General features: G+C 73.0%; 12 protein-coding genes. 5 read left to right on the plus strand and 7 right to left on the minus strand.

Annotated features, from left to right (window positions below; translation table 11 throughout):
* Nucleotides 1–4: 4 nt before the first annotated feature.
* The 6 genes from R7226_RS21135 to R7226_RS21160 are packed head-to-tail and all read right to left on the minus strand — an operon-like array spanning nt 5 to nt 7,692.
* The gene (locus tag R7226_RS21135) at nt 5–1,366 is read right to left on the minus strand and encodes a GH1 family beta-glucosidase (protein ID WP_318599298.1); all 1,362 of its coding nucleotides are present in this window, start codon (nt 1,364–1,366) and stop codon (nt 5–7) included.
* A gap of 11 nt (nt 1,367–1,377) precedes the next feature.
* On the minus strand, nt 1,378–2,595 hold the full coding sequence (locus R7226_RS21140; protein WP_318599299.1) for a sugar ABC transporter permease: 1,218 nt from the start codon (nt 2,593–2,595) through the stop codon (nt 1,378–1,380).
* A complete protein-coding gene (locus tag R7226_RS21145; RefSeq protein ID WP_318599300.1) occupies nt 2,592–3,368 on the minus strand; it encodes an ATP-binding cassette domain-containing protein in 777 nt (258 codons plus the stop codon). The genes R7226_RS21140 and R7226_RS21145 overlap by 4 nt, the downstream gene beginning before the upstream one ends.
* A complete protein-coding gene (locus R7226_RS21150; protein WP_318599301.1) occupies nt 3,365–4,510 on the minus strand; it encodes a sugar ABC transporter substrate-binding protein in 1,146 nt (381 codons plus the stop codon). Before R7226_RS21150 ends, R7226_RS21145 begins: the two co-directional genes overlap by 4 nt.
* Nucleotides 4,507–5,754, minus strand: coding sequence for an ROK family transcriptional regulator (locus tag R7226_RS21155; RefSeq protein ID WP_318599302.1), 1,248 nt, complete (start codon nt 5,752–5,754; stop codon nt 4,507–4,509). Before R7226_RS21155 ends, R7226_RS21150 begins: the two co-directional genes overlap by 4 nt.
* Nucleotides 5,755–5,769: 15 nt before the next feature.
* Nucleotides 5,770–7,692, minus strand: a complete 1,923-nt coding sequence (locus tag R7226_RS21160; RefSeq protein WP_318599303.1) for an RICIN domain-containing protein — start codon at nt 7,690–7,692, stop codon at nt 5,770–5,772.
* Nucleotides 7,693–7,847: 155 nt separating this feature from the next.
* Between R7226_RS21160 and R7226_RS21165 the strand changes: the two genes are divergently transcribed.
* The 3 genes from R7226_RS21165 to R7226_RS21175 all read left to right on the plus strand — a co-directional run bounded on the left by R7226_RS21165 (nt 7,848) and on the right by R7226_RS21175 (nt 12,020).
* A complete protein-coding gene (locus R7226_RS21165) occupies nt 7,848–8,813 on the plus strand; it encodes a lysylphosphatidylglycerol synthase domain-containing protein (RefSeq protein WP_318599304.1) in 966 nt (321 codons plus the stop codon).
* Nucleotides 8,814–8,935: 122 nt separating this feature from the next.
* A complete protein-coding gene (locus tag R7226_RS21170) occupies nt 8,936–10,000 on the plus strand; it encodes a glycosyltransferase family 4 protein (protein WP_318599305.1) in 1,065 nt (354 codons plus the stop codon).
* A complete protein-coding gene (locus R7226_RS21175; protein ID WP_318599306.1) occupies nt 9,993–12,020 on the plus strand; it encodes an amylo-alpha-1,6-glucosidase in 2,028 nt (675 codons plus the stop codon). The genes R7226_RS21170 and R7226_RS21175 overlap by 8 nt, the downstream gene beginning before the upstream one ends.
* Here R7226_RS21175 and R7226_RS21180 read toward each other — a convergent pair.
* On the minus strand, nt 12,010–13,530 hold the full coding sequence (locus tag R7226_RS21180; protein ID WP_318599307.1) for a fused MFS/spermidine synthase: 1,521 nt from the start codon (nt 13,528–13,530) through the stop codon (nt 12,010–12,012). The genes R7226_RS21175 and R7226_RS21180 overlap by 11 nt on opposite strands.
* A 164-nt stretch (nt 13,531–13,694) precedes the next feature.
* Here R7226_RS21180 and R7226_RS21185 point away from each other — a divergent pair, with 164 nt between their 5' ends.
* Nucleotides 13,695–14,417, plus strand: coding sequence for a response regulator transcription factor (locus R7226_RS21185; RefSeq protein WP_318599308.1), 723 nt, complete (start codon nt 13,695–13,697; stop codon nt 14,415–14,417).
* 79 nt (nt 14,418–14,496) lie between these two features.
* Nucleotides 14,497–15,335: histidine kinase (locus R7226_RS21190; RefSeq protein ID WP_318599309.1), on the plus strand; the 839-nt coding region annotated here is incomplete at its 3' end.

The raw sequence follows: 15,335 nt of genomic DNA on the forward strand, positions 1-15,335 counted from the left end.
GGGATTACGTCTGCTGCTGCAATTCACCTCCGACGGCGTTGGCGCGCACGACGTCGCGGTACCAGAGCGCGCTGCGCTTCGGGATCCGCTCCTGCGTGCGGTAGTCGACGTAGACGATCCCGAACCGCTTCGAGTAGCCCTCGGCCCACTCGAAGTTGTCCATCAGCGACCAGACGAAGTAGCCGCGCACGTCGGCGCCCTGCTCGATCGCCTGCGCGGTCGCGCGGAAGTGGCCGTCGAGGAAGTCGACGCGCTCGACGTCGTCGACCGCGCCCTCCGGGTCGACGTAGTCGGCGAAGGCGGCGCCGTTCTCGGTCACGTACAGCGGCAGGTCGGTGTAGTCGGTCGCGACGCGCACGAGCACCTCGCGCAGACCGTCGGGGTGGATGCCGATCCCGCCGTCGGTCAGCGGGCCGGCATCCGGCTGCTTGATCCAGCCGCGCGGATCGTCGGGGTTCGGGCTGACGAAGTGGCGCTCGTAGTAGTTGATCCCGAGGAAGTCGAGCGGCGCCGAGATCGCCGCCAGGTCACCGTCTCTGACGCAGCTCATGTCGGTCGCGACGCTCTGCAGCTCGACCATGTCGGCCGGGTAGCTGCCGCGCAGCAGCGGGTCGAGGAACCAGCGGTTCTCGCGCCCGTCGACGCGCTTGGCGGCCGCGATCGAGGCCGGGTCGTCGTTCGCCGGCCAGGACGAGGAGAGGTTGAGCGTGATGCCGACCTCGCCGGCCACCCTCGCCCCGCGCAGCGCCTGCAGCGCGCGGCCGTGCCCCAGCATCAGGTGGTGGGAGGCGGCGACGGCCGCGGCCATGCTTCTCACGCCGGGCGCGTGGCGCCCCTCCAGGTAGCCGAGGAACGACGAGCAGTACGGCTCGTTGAGCGTCACCCAGTACGGCACGTCGTCGCCGAGCGCGCGGGCGACCTGCTCGCTGTAGTCGCCGAAGCGCTCGGCGGTCGAGCGCGCCGTCCAGCCGCCCTCGTCCTCGAGGTCCTGCGGCAGGTCCCAGTGGTAGAGCGTCACCATCGGGACGACATCTCGCTCCCGCAGCCCGTCGAGGACGCGCTTGTAGTGGTCGACGACGTGCTGCACGAGCGGCCCGCGGCCGTTCGGCTGCAGCCGCGGCCACGCCAGCGACAGGCGGTAGCCGCCGAGCCCGAGCGAGGCGACGAGGTCGAGGTCCTGCTCCCAGCGGTGGTAGTGGTCGCAGGCGATGTCGCCGGTGTCGCCGTGGTGGACCTTGCCCGGCGTGCGCGCGAAGGTGTCCCAGATCGACGGCGTCCGGCCGCCCTCCTGCGCCGCGCCCTCGATCTGGTAGGCGGCGGTGGCGGCTCCCCACAGGAAACCGTCGGGGAAGTTGACAGTGCTCACTGGTGCTCCTCCTAAGCGCCACGCGCGGCGCGCCGGCGCCGGCTGATCGCATCGATGCTCACAGCCGCCACGAGGATGGCCCCCGTGGCGATGTCCTTCGTGCTCGACGGCTTGCCGAGCAGGTCGAGTCCGTTCTCCACGCTCGCGATCACGAGCGCGCCGAGCAGCGCCTGGTAGACGCGGCCCTGGCCGCCGAAGAGGCTGGCGCCGCCGATCACCGCCGCCGCGATCGCCTCCAGCAGCAGCGTGCCGCCGCCGGTCCCGGTCGAGACGGCGAACTGGCGCGAGACGGCGATCAGGCCGGCGATCGCCGCAAGCGCCGCCGCGAGCGCGAAGACGAGCACGCGGATCTGGTCGACGCGCACGCCCGCGCGCCGCGCCGCCTCTCTGTCGCCGCCGATCGCGAACAGGTGGCGGCCAAGCTGCGTGCGCGTCGTCAGCGCGCCGAGCGCGACCGCGATCCCGCCCAGCAGCACCAGCAGCCACGGCACGCCGAAGTAGCCGTCGAGGTAGGCGACGACGAGCGCGCCGAAGGCGACCGGCGCGATGCAGGCGGCGACGTCGCGCGCGAGCGGGCGGACCTTCAGATCCAGCCGCGTGCGCGCGCGGCGCCGCAGCGCCACGTCGGCCCACCAGCCCGCGGCCGCGACCGCCAGCAGGCCCCACGCGAGCCAGCTCGGCAGGTAGCTGTTGGCGATCCCGCGCACGAACTCGTCCTCGACGCGCAGCTCGCCGGCGTTGCCGAGCAGGGTCAGCTGCACGCCCTGCCAGGCGAGGAAGCCGCCGAGCGTGACGACGAACGACGGCACGCCGACGATCACCGAGATCCCGCCCTGCAGCAGTCCGGCGGCGGCGCCGACGGCGACCGCCGCCGCGATCGCGGCCCACACCGGCCAGCCGTCGTTGGTCAGCAGCACCGCCATCAGCGCGGCGCACATGCCGGCGAGCGTGCCGAGCGAGAGGTCGATCTCGCCGATCAGCAGCACCAGCACGACCCCGAGCGACAGCATCCCGACGACGCCGACCTGGAGCACCAGGTTGGAGAGGTTGCGGGCGCTGAGGAAGTTCTCGTTCAAGAGCTGGAAGACGATCCAGATCACGGCGAGGCCGACGATCACGGGGACCGGGCCCCAGTCGGCGTCGCGGGCGGCGCCGAGGCGCGTGCCGAGGCCCACGCGCGGGGCGGGGGCGTCGGTCGGCGCGTCGGTGGGGGTCGGAACGGCGCTCATGCCTTCGCCCCTGACAGCAGACGGCCGCCGGTGATCGCCGCGACGACGTCGTCGGGCTCGCTCTCGGCGCGCACGAACGTGCCGGCGTTTCTGCCGAGCCGCAGGACCGCGATGCGGTCGGCGACGCGGAAGACGTCGGAGAGGTTGTGCGAGATCACGATCACGCCGAGGCCGCGCTCCGCCAAGGAGCGCACGAGTCCCAGCACCATGTCGGTCTGCTCGACGCCGAGCGCGGCGGTCGGCTCGTCGAGCAGCACGAGCTTCGACCCCCACAGCACGGCGCGCGCGACCGCGACCGCCTGACGCTGACCGCCCGACAGCCCCGAGACGGGGCGCCGCAGGTCGGTCAGCGTCGTCACCGACAGGTCGGCCAGCACCTGCTGCGTGCGCTGCTCCATCGCGGCGTTCGAGAGCCGCCGCAGCCGGCCGGCGAGCGGCGCGCGGACCTGCTCGCGGCCGAGGAAGAGGTTGGCGACGACATCGAGGTTGTCGCAGATCGCGAGGTCCTGGTAGACGGTCGCGATCCCCAGCTCGGCGGCGGCCTGCGGCGAGCCGATGCGGACCTCGCTCCCCTCGAACAGGAAGCGGCCCGCATCGGCTGCGTGGGCGCCGGCGATCGTCTTCACGAGCGTCGACTTGCCGGCGCCGTTGTCGCCCACCAGGGCGAGCACCTCGCCCCGGTGGACGTCGAGGTCCACGCCGCTGAGGGCGTGGACCGCGCCGTAGGACTTGCGAATCCCCTCCAAGCGCAGGAGGGGTTCGGTGGTCGTCATCTCGGGCATCTCTCCGCTGCCTTGCCGGTGCAGACTCTCTCCGGCGTCGTGAAGCCGTCGGCGAAGACGGTGTCGACGATGTTGTCGGCCGTCACGACGACCGGGTCGAGCAGGATCGACGGCACGTCGCCGGCGCCGTTGTCGGTCGTCGAGGTCGCCATCCCGGCCGCCTCGTCGGCCTTGCCGGTGCCGAGCGCCACCGCGACCTCCGCGGCCGCCTCGGCCTCCGCCTTGATCGCCTTGTAGACCGACATCGTCTGCTGGCCGAGCAGGATCCGCTGCAGGCCGGCGTCGGTCGCGTCCTGGCCGGTCACGAGCACTCTGCCCGTCAGCCCGCGCGGCTCCAGCGCGTTGATCACGCCGCCGGCGAGGCCGTCGTTGGCCGCGATCACGCCGTCGACTCTGTCGTTGAGGCGGGTCAGCGCCTGCTCCATCAGCGTGCGGCCCTTCTGCGGGTCGAACTGCTGCGCGTCGCCCTCGTAGCCGAGTCTCAGTCTGCCGGACTCGATCAGCGGGTCGAGCGCTCTGTGCGCGCCGGCCTTGAACTGGCGGCCGGGAGCGATCGACTGGTCGCCGTTGATGAACGCGACGGTCGCGCCCTCGGGCAGCTCTCTGGCGAGGAACTCGCCCTGCAGCTGGCCGACGACCTCGTTGTCGAACGAGACGTAGAAGTCGGCGTGGCCGTCGGTGATCAGGCCGTCGTAGGAGACGACGGGGATCTTCGCCTGCTGCGCCTTGTCGGAGATCGCGGCGCCCGCGGCCTCGTCGAGCGGCGAGACGACGATCACGTCGGCGCCGTTGGTGATCGCCGACTCCGTCTGCGTCACCTGCCGCGCCGAGTCGCCCTCGGCGTTGTTGGCGATCACCTTCGCGCCCGGGGCGATTCTCTGCACCGCCGCCTCGAACAGCGGCTTGTCCTGGTTCTCGAAGCGGTCTGCGCAGGTCGAGCAGGGCATCAGGAAGGCGATCGTCAGATCCTCTCCGCTGCTGCCGCCCTCGGCCGTCGTCGCCGCCGCCGTCGCACTTCCGCTGCTGGTGCTCGCGCTCTCGTCGCTCTCGTCCGACGAGCCGCAGGCGGCCATGCCGCCGCCCATCGCTGCCGTCATGGCCAACAGCGCCACGACCGATCGCAGGTTTCTCACCGTGCGTCCTCTCCTCCGTGGTGTGCCAAGTTCCCCCGTGCCTCTCGCTGGCCTCCCGCAGCGAAGAAGCGATCGACGATCATCGTCGCCGCGCCGAGCGCGACCGCGTCCGGCCCCAGCCGGCAGAGGTCGAGCGTCAACTGCTCGAACGGCGGCCGCAGCGCCCGTCCCCGCGCCGCGTCGCGGACCAGCGGCAGCAGCAGCGGGCCGAGCCGCAGCCCGACCCAGCCGCCGACCACCACGCGGTCCGGGTTGATCAGGTTGACGAGGTCGCTGACGCCGGCCCCCAGGTAGCGCGCGGTCTCGCGCAGGACGCCGAGCGCGCGCTCGTCCCCCGCTTCGGCCGCGAGCGCCAGGTGCTCGATCGCCTCCTCGTCCCCGTGTCCGTCCTCGCGCTCGCCGCCGGCCCCTCCGGCGGCGACCCAACGGCGGGCGATCGCGGGCGCGCCGACGTACGCCTCGAGGCAGCCGTGCGCGCCGCAGCGGCACGGGTCGCCGTCGAGCACGAGCGTCGTGTGCCCCCATTCGCCCGCGCTTGCGCTCGCCCCGCGGTAGAGCTTGCCCTGCTGCAGGAACGAGGCGCCGACGCCGGTGCCGATCAGGCAGACGACGACGTCCTGGTCCTCGCCCGCGGCGCCGAACCACGACTCCGCCGTCCCGAGCGCTTTCGCACCGTTGCTGACGGTGCTCGGCAGCTCGGTGCGCGCCTCCAGCAGCGACTGCAGCGGAACCCCGCTCCAGCCGATGCTGGGGGCGTGCACGAGCGCGGTGCCGCTGTCCTCGACGATCCCCGGGACGCCGACGCCGAGGCCGAGCACGCGCTCACGCGCCGTGCCCGACTGCGCCAGCAGGCGGTCGACGCCCTCGGCGATCAGCTCGACGATCGCGTCGGCGCTGCGGTCCTCCGCGCCGACCGGAACCTCGACCTCGGCGGTGCGCTGCAGCGCCAGGTCGAACAGCTCCAGCCGCACGGCGGTCTCGCCGAGATCGATCCCGACGATCACGCCGTAGGCGGGGTTGATGCCGGTCAGCGACGCCGGGCGGCCGCCGTTGGAGGGCAGCTGCCCAGCTTCGCTGAGCACCCCCTCCTCCAGCAGCTGCCCGACGACGTTGGCGGCGGTGGCGGCGGAGACGCCCGCCCGGACGGCGACGTCCTGACGGCTGATCGGCCCCTCGCGGCGGAGCGTGTAGAGCACGTTCGCGCGGTTTGCGAGGCGCACGTCGCGGGTTGTCCGGCGGGTCATCGACATGGATCAGATTCAACCCGTCGGGACGAGCTGGAACTCCTGGTTGGTCTCACCGCTGGTGGTCGTCCACTGCTGGATCTGGTTGTCCTCCTCGAGACCGCCGCCGGACAGGTCGAGCGACTTGCCGCTCGTGCGGTTGACGATCCGGTAGTAGCCGCTCGTCGCCGCCGTGATCTGCCACTGCTGGTTCGAGTTGCCGACCCCGGTGACCGCCCACTGCTGCATCTTGTCGCCGTCTCTGGAGGTGCCGCCGTTGTCGAGCCCGAGGCCGCTGTTGCGGTTGATCAGGTTCCAGTAGCCGCCGCCCGCGTCGACCAGTCTCCACTGCTGGTCGTAGTCGCTGTTGTCGAGCCACTGGACGATTCTCGCGCCGTTGGCCGTCGAGGCGCCGGAGACGCCGAACGGCTTGCCGCTGGTGCGGCTGACGAACTTGACGATCCGCCCGTTGGCCGGCGTCGCCGAGATCGCGGTCGCCGCCGGGACGGTGCCGCGGAAGGTGACCGTGGCGCGCGACGCCAGCGAGTAGCTGAACGACCCTCTGCCGTTCCAGCTGACGGTGAAGCTCGTCGCGGTCGCGTTGGTGTTGTGCGCGACGAGCGTCTCCGTGCCGTCCGCGTTCTTGAAGGCGGCGGTGACGATCCCGTGCGCGTCGACGGTCGAGGCGATGTGTCTCGCGTTCGCGCTGACGAACTTCGAGATCTGGCCGAGCTGGTAGTAGTTGTTGCGCAGCGTCACGGCGCCGCTGGAGGGGTCGATCGTGATCAGCCCGACGCAGCCGACGCAGCCGCCGAGCTGGGGGCCGCCGGTCGGATCGAGCGCGAGGTTCCAGGTGATGACGCCCTGGGCCCAGTTCTGCACCGACTTCAGCGTCATGTCGGCGGTGCCGTATCTGATGATGTCCGTCGGGCTGGTGTCCGACGAGCACTCCGTCTCGTAGACGCCCTTCGTCGGATCGAGGTTCCGCAGCTTCGTCATCGCCGCCGGATCGGAGGCGTTGTTGTAGCAATGCCACGCGAAGCCGTCGTACTGCGGCGTGCCGAGGCCGTGCAGGGCGACCGGGTAGACGAAGTTGTCCCAGTTGTGGTCGAAGCCGAGGATCTGCTCGTTCAGGCCCGCTCTCGTCAGCGACGGGCGCAGGTAGCTGTAGACCCAGGCGCTCTCGGCGGCCGGCGTCCACTCCATGCCGGGGTAGTTGGTCGGGCAGTAGCCGGGCTCGTTCTGCGGCGTGACCGCCCAGATCGGGATGCCGTTGGACTCGTACGCTCTGATCCAGGAGACGAAGTAGTCGGCCCATCTCTGGTAGTGCGCCGGCAGGAGCGTGCTGTTGCCCGTGCCGGTGTTGCAGATCATCGAGCCGTTGCTCTTCATCCAGCCGGGCGCGCTCCAGGGGGAGGCGATGATCTTGAGGTTCGGGTTGATCGCGAGCGCGTCTCTGATCACCGGGATGATGCGGCCGGTGTCCTGCGCGCTGAGCGCGAACGCCGCGCTCGAGCTGTCCTGGGATGTCCAGTGCGTGCTGGTCGCCGTGAAGTCCGACGAGGTCATCGGCACGCGCCAGAAGCGCAGCCCGATCGCGTCGGACGTCGCCGTCCCGAAGATCTTGTTCATGAGCGTCGAGTAGGCGCTCGGGTTCGACGTCTTCAGTCTCATCAGCAGGTAGGCCGAGGAGTCGGTGAAGGAGGCGCCGAAGCCGCCGTCGACCGTCTGCGTGACCTTGCTGTCGTCGACCTCGACGTTGTACGTGCCGCGCGCCGGGCTGCCGAGCGTGACGTCGGCCTGGGCCGCCAGTCCGCTCGACCCGCTGCCGGGCGTCAGCCAGACGTTCAATCTCTCCCCGACGGCGAGCGCCGGCGTTGCCGCCGCACCCAGCGCGACTGCCGCGCCGAGCGCGAGCAGGGGTACTCGACAGGCGTTCCTGAGCCTGTTCCGCTTCATCTCTCTCCACCTCTCGGTTTGACCACCGAGCGCAGGCCGGCGCGACCTCCCACAACCACGCGCCAACGCTTCACACGAGACTTACCCTAAGACCAAGAGAAAGTCCCTGTCAAGTATTTCTAGACTGGAGTTCAACCTTCCAGGAAACGGTCGTCGTGACCAGAGCCGCACCACGCTCGCTGCCGCAGCGGCTGCGGGCCATCGCACGCCGTCGGCGTCTGCCGCTGACGATCGCCTGCTCGCTCGTCGTGACCGTCGCGCTGGTGATCGCGCTCTGGCGGCGACGCGACGAGTTCGAGACCGCGCTCACGAGTGCCCCGCTGTGGCTGCTCGGCGTCGCTGCGCTGCTGCAGATCGTCGCGCTGCTGGCGCGCAGCGAGGCGTGGCACCGCACGATCGAGGCCGCCGGCGGGACCGTCCAGCGACGCGTGCTGTTCCGCGCCTCGAGCATGCAGGTGCTCGGCGGCACGATCAACGGCAACCTCGGCGTCGCGGCGCGGATCGCGGCGCTGCGACGCTCCTCGCCGAGCGTCAGCCCGCAGGTGCCGACGCTGATCGCCGCCGAGTTCCCGATCCTCGCGGTCGAGGCGGCGCTCGCCGCGCTGACCTCGTTCACGCTGATCGGCCCGCTCGGACTGCCGTGGTGGCTGCCGCTCGTCGCCGTCGCCGTGATCGGCCTGCTGAGCGCCGGGCTGCGCCACCTCGCGCTCGCGAAGGGGCGCGAGCTGTGGAGAGGGCTGCTCGTCGTGCGCAGCCTGCGCGGCGGCAGCCGCCTCGTCGCGCTCGTGCTCGTCGCCGTCTTCGCGCAGATCGCGCGCAACTGGATGCTGCTGCACGCCGTCGGCGTCGACGCCTCGCTGTTCGACGCGATCGCGGTGCTGATCGCCGTCAGCACGCTCAGCCAACTGCCGATCGGGCCGGGCGCCGGCGCCGCCGCGGCGGTGCTGATCCTCGGCAGAGACGGCGTCGCGGCGACCGCCGCGGCCGGGCTGCTGCTGACCGTGACCGGCACCGTCGGCGGGCTCTGCTTCGCCGCCTGGGCCGGCGCCGACCAGCTGTGGGTCGGACGCCGCCTGGCACGCCTGCGGCGGCGCGCCCGCACGACCAGACGCCCCGCCTGATCGCACCGGACAGCGGTGCTACGCTCGACCGGTCGATCGCGTGCGCGGTCGTGCGCTCGCTCGGTCCTTTCCGACCTCTCTGCCTCGCGACCGCAGCCCTTGAGAGGCTCGCGAGGAGTCCCATGAACGTCGCGATGCTCGCACCGCCATGGATCGCCGTCCCGCCGAAAGGCTACGGCGGCGTCGAGTCGGTCGTCAGCGTGCTCACGGAGGCGCTCGTCCGGCGCGGCGTCGACGTGACGCTGTTCTGCGCGCCCGGCTCGACGTCGAGCGCCACGGTCGAGCCGCTGCTGGCGAAGAGCCATGCCGACGAGATCGAGCGCTCGCTGTACGAGGCCGACCACGTCGCGCGCGCCTTCGAGCTGATCGACGCGGCGTTGCCGAGCTTCGACGTCGTCCACGACCACTGCGGTTTCACCGCGCTCGCGATGGCCGACCGCCTCCAGACGCCGCTCGTGCACACCCTGCACGGCCAGTTCACGAGCTCGACCGCGGCCTTCTACGCGCGCCATGGCGACAAGGCGACGATCGTCCCGATCAGCCGTACGCAGCTGGCCTCCGCGCCGCCGACGCTCGTCACCGCGCAACCGATCCCCAACCCGGTCGACGTGCACGCCTGGCCGCTGCGCGAGCAGAAGGACGACTACCTGTTGTGGGTCGGCCGGGTCACGCCGGAGAAGGGGCCGCACCGGGCGATCGCGGCGGCGCGCGAGGCCGGCGTGCGGCTGATCCTCGCCGGCGTCATCCAACCCGGCAGACGGGCCTTCTTCGAGCGCGAGATCGCGCCGCACCTCGACGGCACGCACGTCAGCTTCGCCGGCGAGATCAGCGGAGCGGACAAGCGCGCGCTGTTCGCGGGGGCGCGCGGGCTGCTGATGCCGATCCGCTGGGCCGAGCCGTTCGGGATGGTGATGGTCGAGGCGCTCAGCTGCGGCACCCCGGTGATCGCCTTCCGCGAGGGCGCCGCGACCGAGCTGATCGAGGACGGCGTCAACGGCTTCCTCGTCGACGACGAGCAGGCGATGGCGGCCGCTGTCGCACGGCTGCCGGAGATCAGCGCGCGCACCTGCCGCGCCTGGGTCGGCTCGCACTGCGACGCCGACGTCGTCGCCTCCGCCTACGAGCGCGCCTACAACGTCGCGATGAGGGTCGAGAGCGATCGGGCGATGGTGGCGCTGCATGCCTGAGCGCACCCTCAGCGTGCTCGACGGCAGCACGTTCGTCATCGGCGACCGCAGCGGCGACGTGCGCGCCGACGAGGGGCGCGAGCACGGCTTCTTCAGCGAGGACACGCGCTTCCTGTCGCGCTGGGTCCTGCGCATCGGCGCGACGCCGCTGCAGCTGCTCGGGCTCGACCAGGCCGCGCACTTCTCCGCCGGCTTCTTCCTCGCCCCCGTCGTCGACCCCGACGACAGCGCCGCCTGGTCGGTGATCCGCCGCCGCCTCGTCGACGAGGTGTGGAGCGAGCGGATCACCGTCACCAACCACCGCCACGAGCCGGTCCGGCTGCACGTCGCGCTGGAGGTCGACACGGACTTCGCCGACCTGTTCGAGGTCAAGGACGGCGCCGTCGCGGCGCGCGAGATCCTCTTCCATCACGACGACACCGCGCTCGTGCTCGCGTACGCGCACGAGCGCTTCCGCCGCTCGGTCGAGATCGTCGCCAGCCGGCCGGCGACGATCACGCGCCACGGCTTCGAGTTCACGCCGCAGCTCGCGCCCGCCGAGCAGTGGTCGGTCGACCTCACGCTCACGCCGCAGGCAGCGCAGCCCGGCGCCGAGTTCCCGCGCCGCACGCGGCGTGGCGACATCGACGAGCTGACGCGCGCGAAGGCCGGCGAGCTGGAGGAGTGGCTCGCGGCCGCGCCGAAGCTCGAGACCGACAACGGCGCGCTCGCGCGCACCTACCGCGCCAGCCTCAGCGACCTCGCCGCGCTGCGGATGCGTCCCGAGCTGCACCAGGGCGCGACCCTGCCGGCCGCCGGCCTGCCGTGGTTCATGGCGCTGTTCGGCCGCGACAGCCTGATCACGAGCTTCCAGGCGCTGCCGTACCTGCCGGGGCTCGCGGCGACGGCGCTGCGCACGCTCGCCGCCCACCAGGCGACCTCGCGCGACGACTTCCACGAGCAGGAGCCCGGCAAGATCCTCCACGAGCTGCGCTTCGGCGAGCTGACCGCGAACGGCGAGCGGCCCCACTCGCCCTACTACGGGACGGCCGACGCGACGCCGCTGTTCGTCGTGCTGCTCGACGAGTACCACCGCTGGACCGGCGACGACGCGCTCGTGCGGGAGCTGGAGCCGCACGCGCGCGCCGCGCTGCGGTGGATCGAGGAGAGCGGCGACGCCGACGGCGACGGCTACGTCGAGTACGCCCGCCGCAACGACGCGAGCGGCCTCGCCAACCAGTGCTGGAAGGACAGCTGGGACGCGATCCAGTTCGCCGACGGCAGACTCGCGCGCGGACCGATCGCGACATGCGAGATCCAGGGCTACGTCTACGACGCGCGACGGCGCGCCGCGCGGCTGGCGCGCGAGGTCTGGGACGACCCGCTGCTGGCCGAGCAGCTCGAACGCCAGGCAGCGGCCCTGCGCGTCCGCTTCCACGAGGACTTCTGGATGCCCGAGCGCGGCTGCTGCGCGCTCGCGCTCGACGGCGACAAGCGCCGCGTCGACAGCGTCACGTCGAACATCGGCCACCTGCTGTGGTCCGGGCTGCTCGACGACGACGCCGCCGCGGCGACCGCGGAGCGGCTGCTCGAACCGCAGCTGTGGTCGGGCTGGGGCGTGCGCACGCTCGGCACGGCTGAGCGCGGCTACAACCCGCTCGGCTACCACACCGGGACCGTCTGGCCGCACGAGAACTCGCTGATCGCGGCCGGGCTGGCGCGCTACGGCCACCGCGACGCGGCGACGAGAGTCGCGCTCGCGGTGTTGAGCGCCGCACCGCACTTCGAGCACCGCCTGCCCGAAGTCTTCGGCGGCTTCCCGGCCGCGATGACGTCCGTCCCGGTCGCCTTCCCGACCGCTTCGCGTCCGCAGGCGTGGGCGGCCGGCGCGCCGCTGCAACTGCTGAGCACGCTGCTGCGCCTGACGCCCGCGATGCGGGAGGCCGACGCGATGCTGCCGCAGGGCCTCCGCCGCGTCGCGCTGCGACGGCCGACGACGAGCGCGCGCCGGCTCGGCGCGGTCGGGAGCGTCAACTCGTGAGCAGCTGATCGACCGGCGCGTCGTCGTCGCGCAGGACCTGCGCCCCGGCGGCGAAGCGCGCGACCTCGCGCTCGTCCCAGGTGCGGGCGCCGTCGGCCGTCGAGCCGGCCGCGGGCGGCAGCGGCCGGTCGGAGGCGAGCAGCACGCCGTTGCCGCCGGCCGGGTCTCCGCCGCGGCCGGGGACGGCGATCAGGCGCACGTGCGCGAAGCGGTCGCGCAACGTCGCCGCCTCCGCGCGCAGCAGCTCCAGCGGCCGCTGGTCGATCACGTTCAGGACGTAGAGGCCGCCCGGCTTCAGCACACGGCGGATCTCGTCGGCCCACTCGGCGGTCGCCAGATGCCACGGCACCGCGAGCGTGCCGAAGGCGTCGCCGACGACGACGTCGGCGCTGCGGCCGGGCACGTCGAGCAGGCTGATGCGCGCGTCGCCGACCGTGACGCGCAATGACGGCGAGGTGCGCAGCCCCAGCCGCTCCCGCGCGACCTCGACGAGGTCGCCGTCGACCTCCAGCACGTGCGCGCGCGACCCCGGGCGGGTCGCCAGCAGCCAGCGCGGCAGCGTGAAGCCGCCACCGCCGATGAAGACGACGTCGAGTGGGTCGCCGTCGCGGCCGCTCGTGTCGATCGCGTCGGCGATCCACTGCGTGTAGGGGAACTCGAGGTGGGTCGGGTCGTCGAGGTCGACGAACGAGTGGCGCACGTCGTCGAGCAGCAGCTCGCGGGTGCTCGGCCGCGCGCCGTCGAGCGCGATGCGGGCGCAGTGGTAGTCGGTCTCCGCGTCGCAGGGCGAGTCGCCCGTCACCGACAGCGTGCCGAACGCCACCGCGGCGGCCACCGCGGCGAGCGCGGCCGCCGGTCTCAGCGCGCGGAAGCGCAGCCCGAGCGCGAGCCCGGCGACCACCAGCAGCGCGCCGGTCGCGAACACGGCCGTGCTGACCGGCATCAGCGGCACGAGCACGAAGCCGCTGCCGAAGGTGCCGACGAGCGCGCCGGCGGTCGCCCACGCGGAGAGGCGGCCGACGGTCGTGCCGCTGGCGCGCAGGTCGTGCAGCTGGATTCGCGCGACGGCGGGCGAGACGGCGCTGAGGACGGCGGCCGGCGGGACGAGCGCGACGAGCGTGATCCCGAGCGCGGCGAGGTCGCCGCCGCCGCGCGCGCCGGGGCCGAGCCAGCGCACGAGCGGAACCGTCAGCAGCGCCAGCAGCCCGCCGACGATCAGCAGCCCGACGACCAGCCGGCGGGTGTCGGTGCGATCGGCGAGCCAGCCGCCGACCGCCGCTCCGGCCGCGATTCCGGCGAGCGCGGCGCCGATGATCGAGGTCGTCGTCTCCAGCGTCAGCCCGACGTATGGTGCCAGCAGCCGGACCGCGAGGATCTCCAGCACCAGCACGGCGCCCGCGGCGAGGAAGACGAGCGCGGCGGCGACGAGCGGCGGCAGCGCGCTCGGCAGTGGCACGATGGCGTTCGCGGCCTGGGCTCTCGCTCCCGTCGGGCGCGATTCGGCGGCCATCGCAGCACCGTACCGGAGCGTCTGACGCGAATGAAGCGCGTCGCCGCCCAGTCGCCCGCGGCGGTCCGCTCACCCGTTCGCCAGAGGCGCCTCCGCCATCTGGGCGAGACCGTCGAGCGGTTGGGTGGATGCGCCTCCTGGCGTCGCGGCCGGAGAATCCGCCGATGAGCGCAGCCGAGGCCGGGACCGCCCCGCCGATCCGCGTGATCGTCGCCGACGACGTCGCGCTGCTGCGCGGCGGGGTCGTCACGATCCTCGCGACCGAGCCGGGGATCGAGGTCGTCGGCGAGGCGACCAGCGGCGCCGAGGCGCTCGCGCTGGCGCTGCGGACCCAGCCCGACGTCGCCGTGCTCGACATCCGCATGCCCGACCTCGACGGGATCGAGGCGACGCGGCTGCTGCAGGCCCAGCTGCCGGCGACACGCGTCCTCGTCGTCACGATGTTCCACCTCGACGAGTACGTGCTCGCGGCCCTGCGCGCCGGCGCGTCCGGGTATCTGCTGAAGGACGCCGGGCCGGAGGCGCTCGTCGACGCGGTCCGCACCGTCGCGCGCGGTGACGCGCTGCTGTCGCCGTCGATCACGCGCAAGCTGATCGCCCACTACGTGCGCACGCCCGCGCCCGACGCGGCGGTCGCCGAGCGGCTCGGTCGTCTGACGATGCGCGAGATCGACGTCGTGCGGCTCGTTGCGCAGGGCCTGACGAACATCGAGATCGGCGAGCGGCTGCAGCTGAGCGCCGGCACGATCAAGACGCACGTGACGAACGTGCTGACGAAGTTCGGCCTGCGCAACCGCACGCAGATCGTGATCGCCGCCTACGAGACTGGGCTCGTCGAACTGGGCCACGGCCTCGTCGCCGAGGCGCCGCAGCGGCAGCCGGGCTGATCACGCGGCCGGTTGCGTGGTTTCCCTCGCCGCTCGCACGCCGCTCCTGACGGCTTCTCCCGCCGCCTATCGTCCGGCGATGGTCGCTGACGAGCAGCAGCAGCGCCGCGAGCTTGCCGGCGCCCGGCGGCTCGACCTGCTGCTGGCCGGCTTGGTGCTGCTGATCGGCCAGCTGGAGCTGCTGCTGACCGAGCCGAAGGGCAGCGCGCTCGCCGCCCGGCTGCTGTGGGCGGTCGCGGCGGCCGCGGTGACGACGCGGCGGGCGCACCCGCTGCTGTTCTTCGCCTGGGCCGTCGCGCTGCAGGCGATCAGCGTCGGCTGGGGGCTGCGGCCGGAGGCGTTCAGCGCGCTCGGCTGGCTCTACCCGACGCTCGCGCTGTTCGGGCTCGGCGCCTACGTCGGCGACCCGCGCCGCGCCCGCGCGGCTGCGCTCGCCGGTCTGCTGGCGCTGTTCGCGGCGCGTGCCGCGTTGGACGCCGCCGGCTGGCTGCACCACCCGACGCTCGACGCCTGGCTCGGCGAGCTGTCGCTGTTCGTCCCGGCGGCGGCCGGCGGCATCCTGCTGCGCGACCGCACCGAGGCGCTCGCGGTGGCGCGGGCGCACGCGCGCGCGGCGGCCGCCGACGACGGCGCGACGGCGGTCGCGCTGGCGCTGACGGAGGAGCGGACGCGGATCGCGCGCGAGCTGCACGCGGTCGTGACCGGCTGCGTGCGGACGGTGCTCGACGAGCTGGAGGCGCTGCGCTCGCCGCTGACGGTCGCGCCGCAGGCGGTGCTGGGCGCGCTGCGCCGAGCGCGCGCGGCGAGCCAGCGCGCGCTCGCGGAGATGCGCCGGATGCTCGACCTGCTGCGCGCGGAGCCGGAGGTGGCGGCGGTCGCCGCGCCACCGCTCGCCGCGCCGGCGCTCGCGGCGCCGCC

The organism is Conexibacter stalactiti, from assembly GCF_033542075.1.
GTDB lineage: Bacteria > Actinomycetota > Thermoleophilia > Solirubrobacterales > Solirubrobacteraceae > Conexibacter > Conexibacter stalactiti.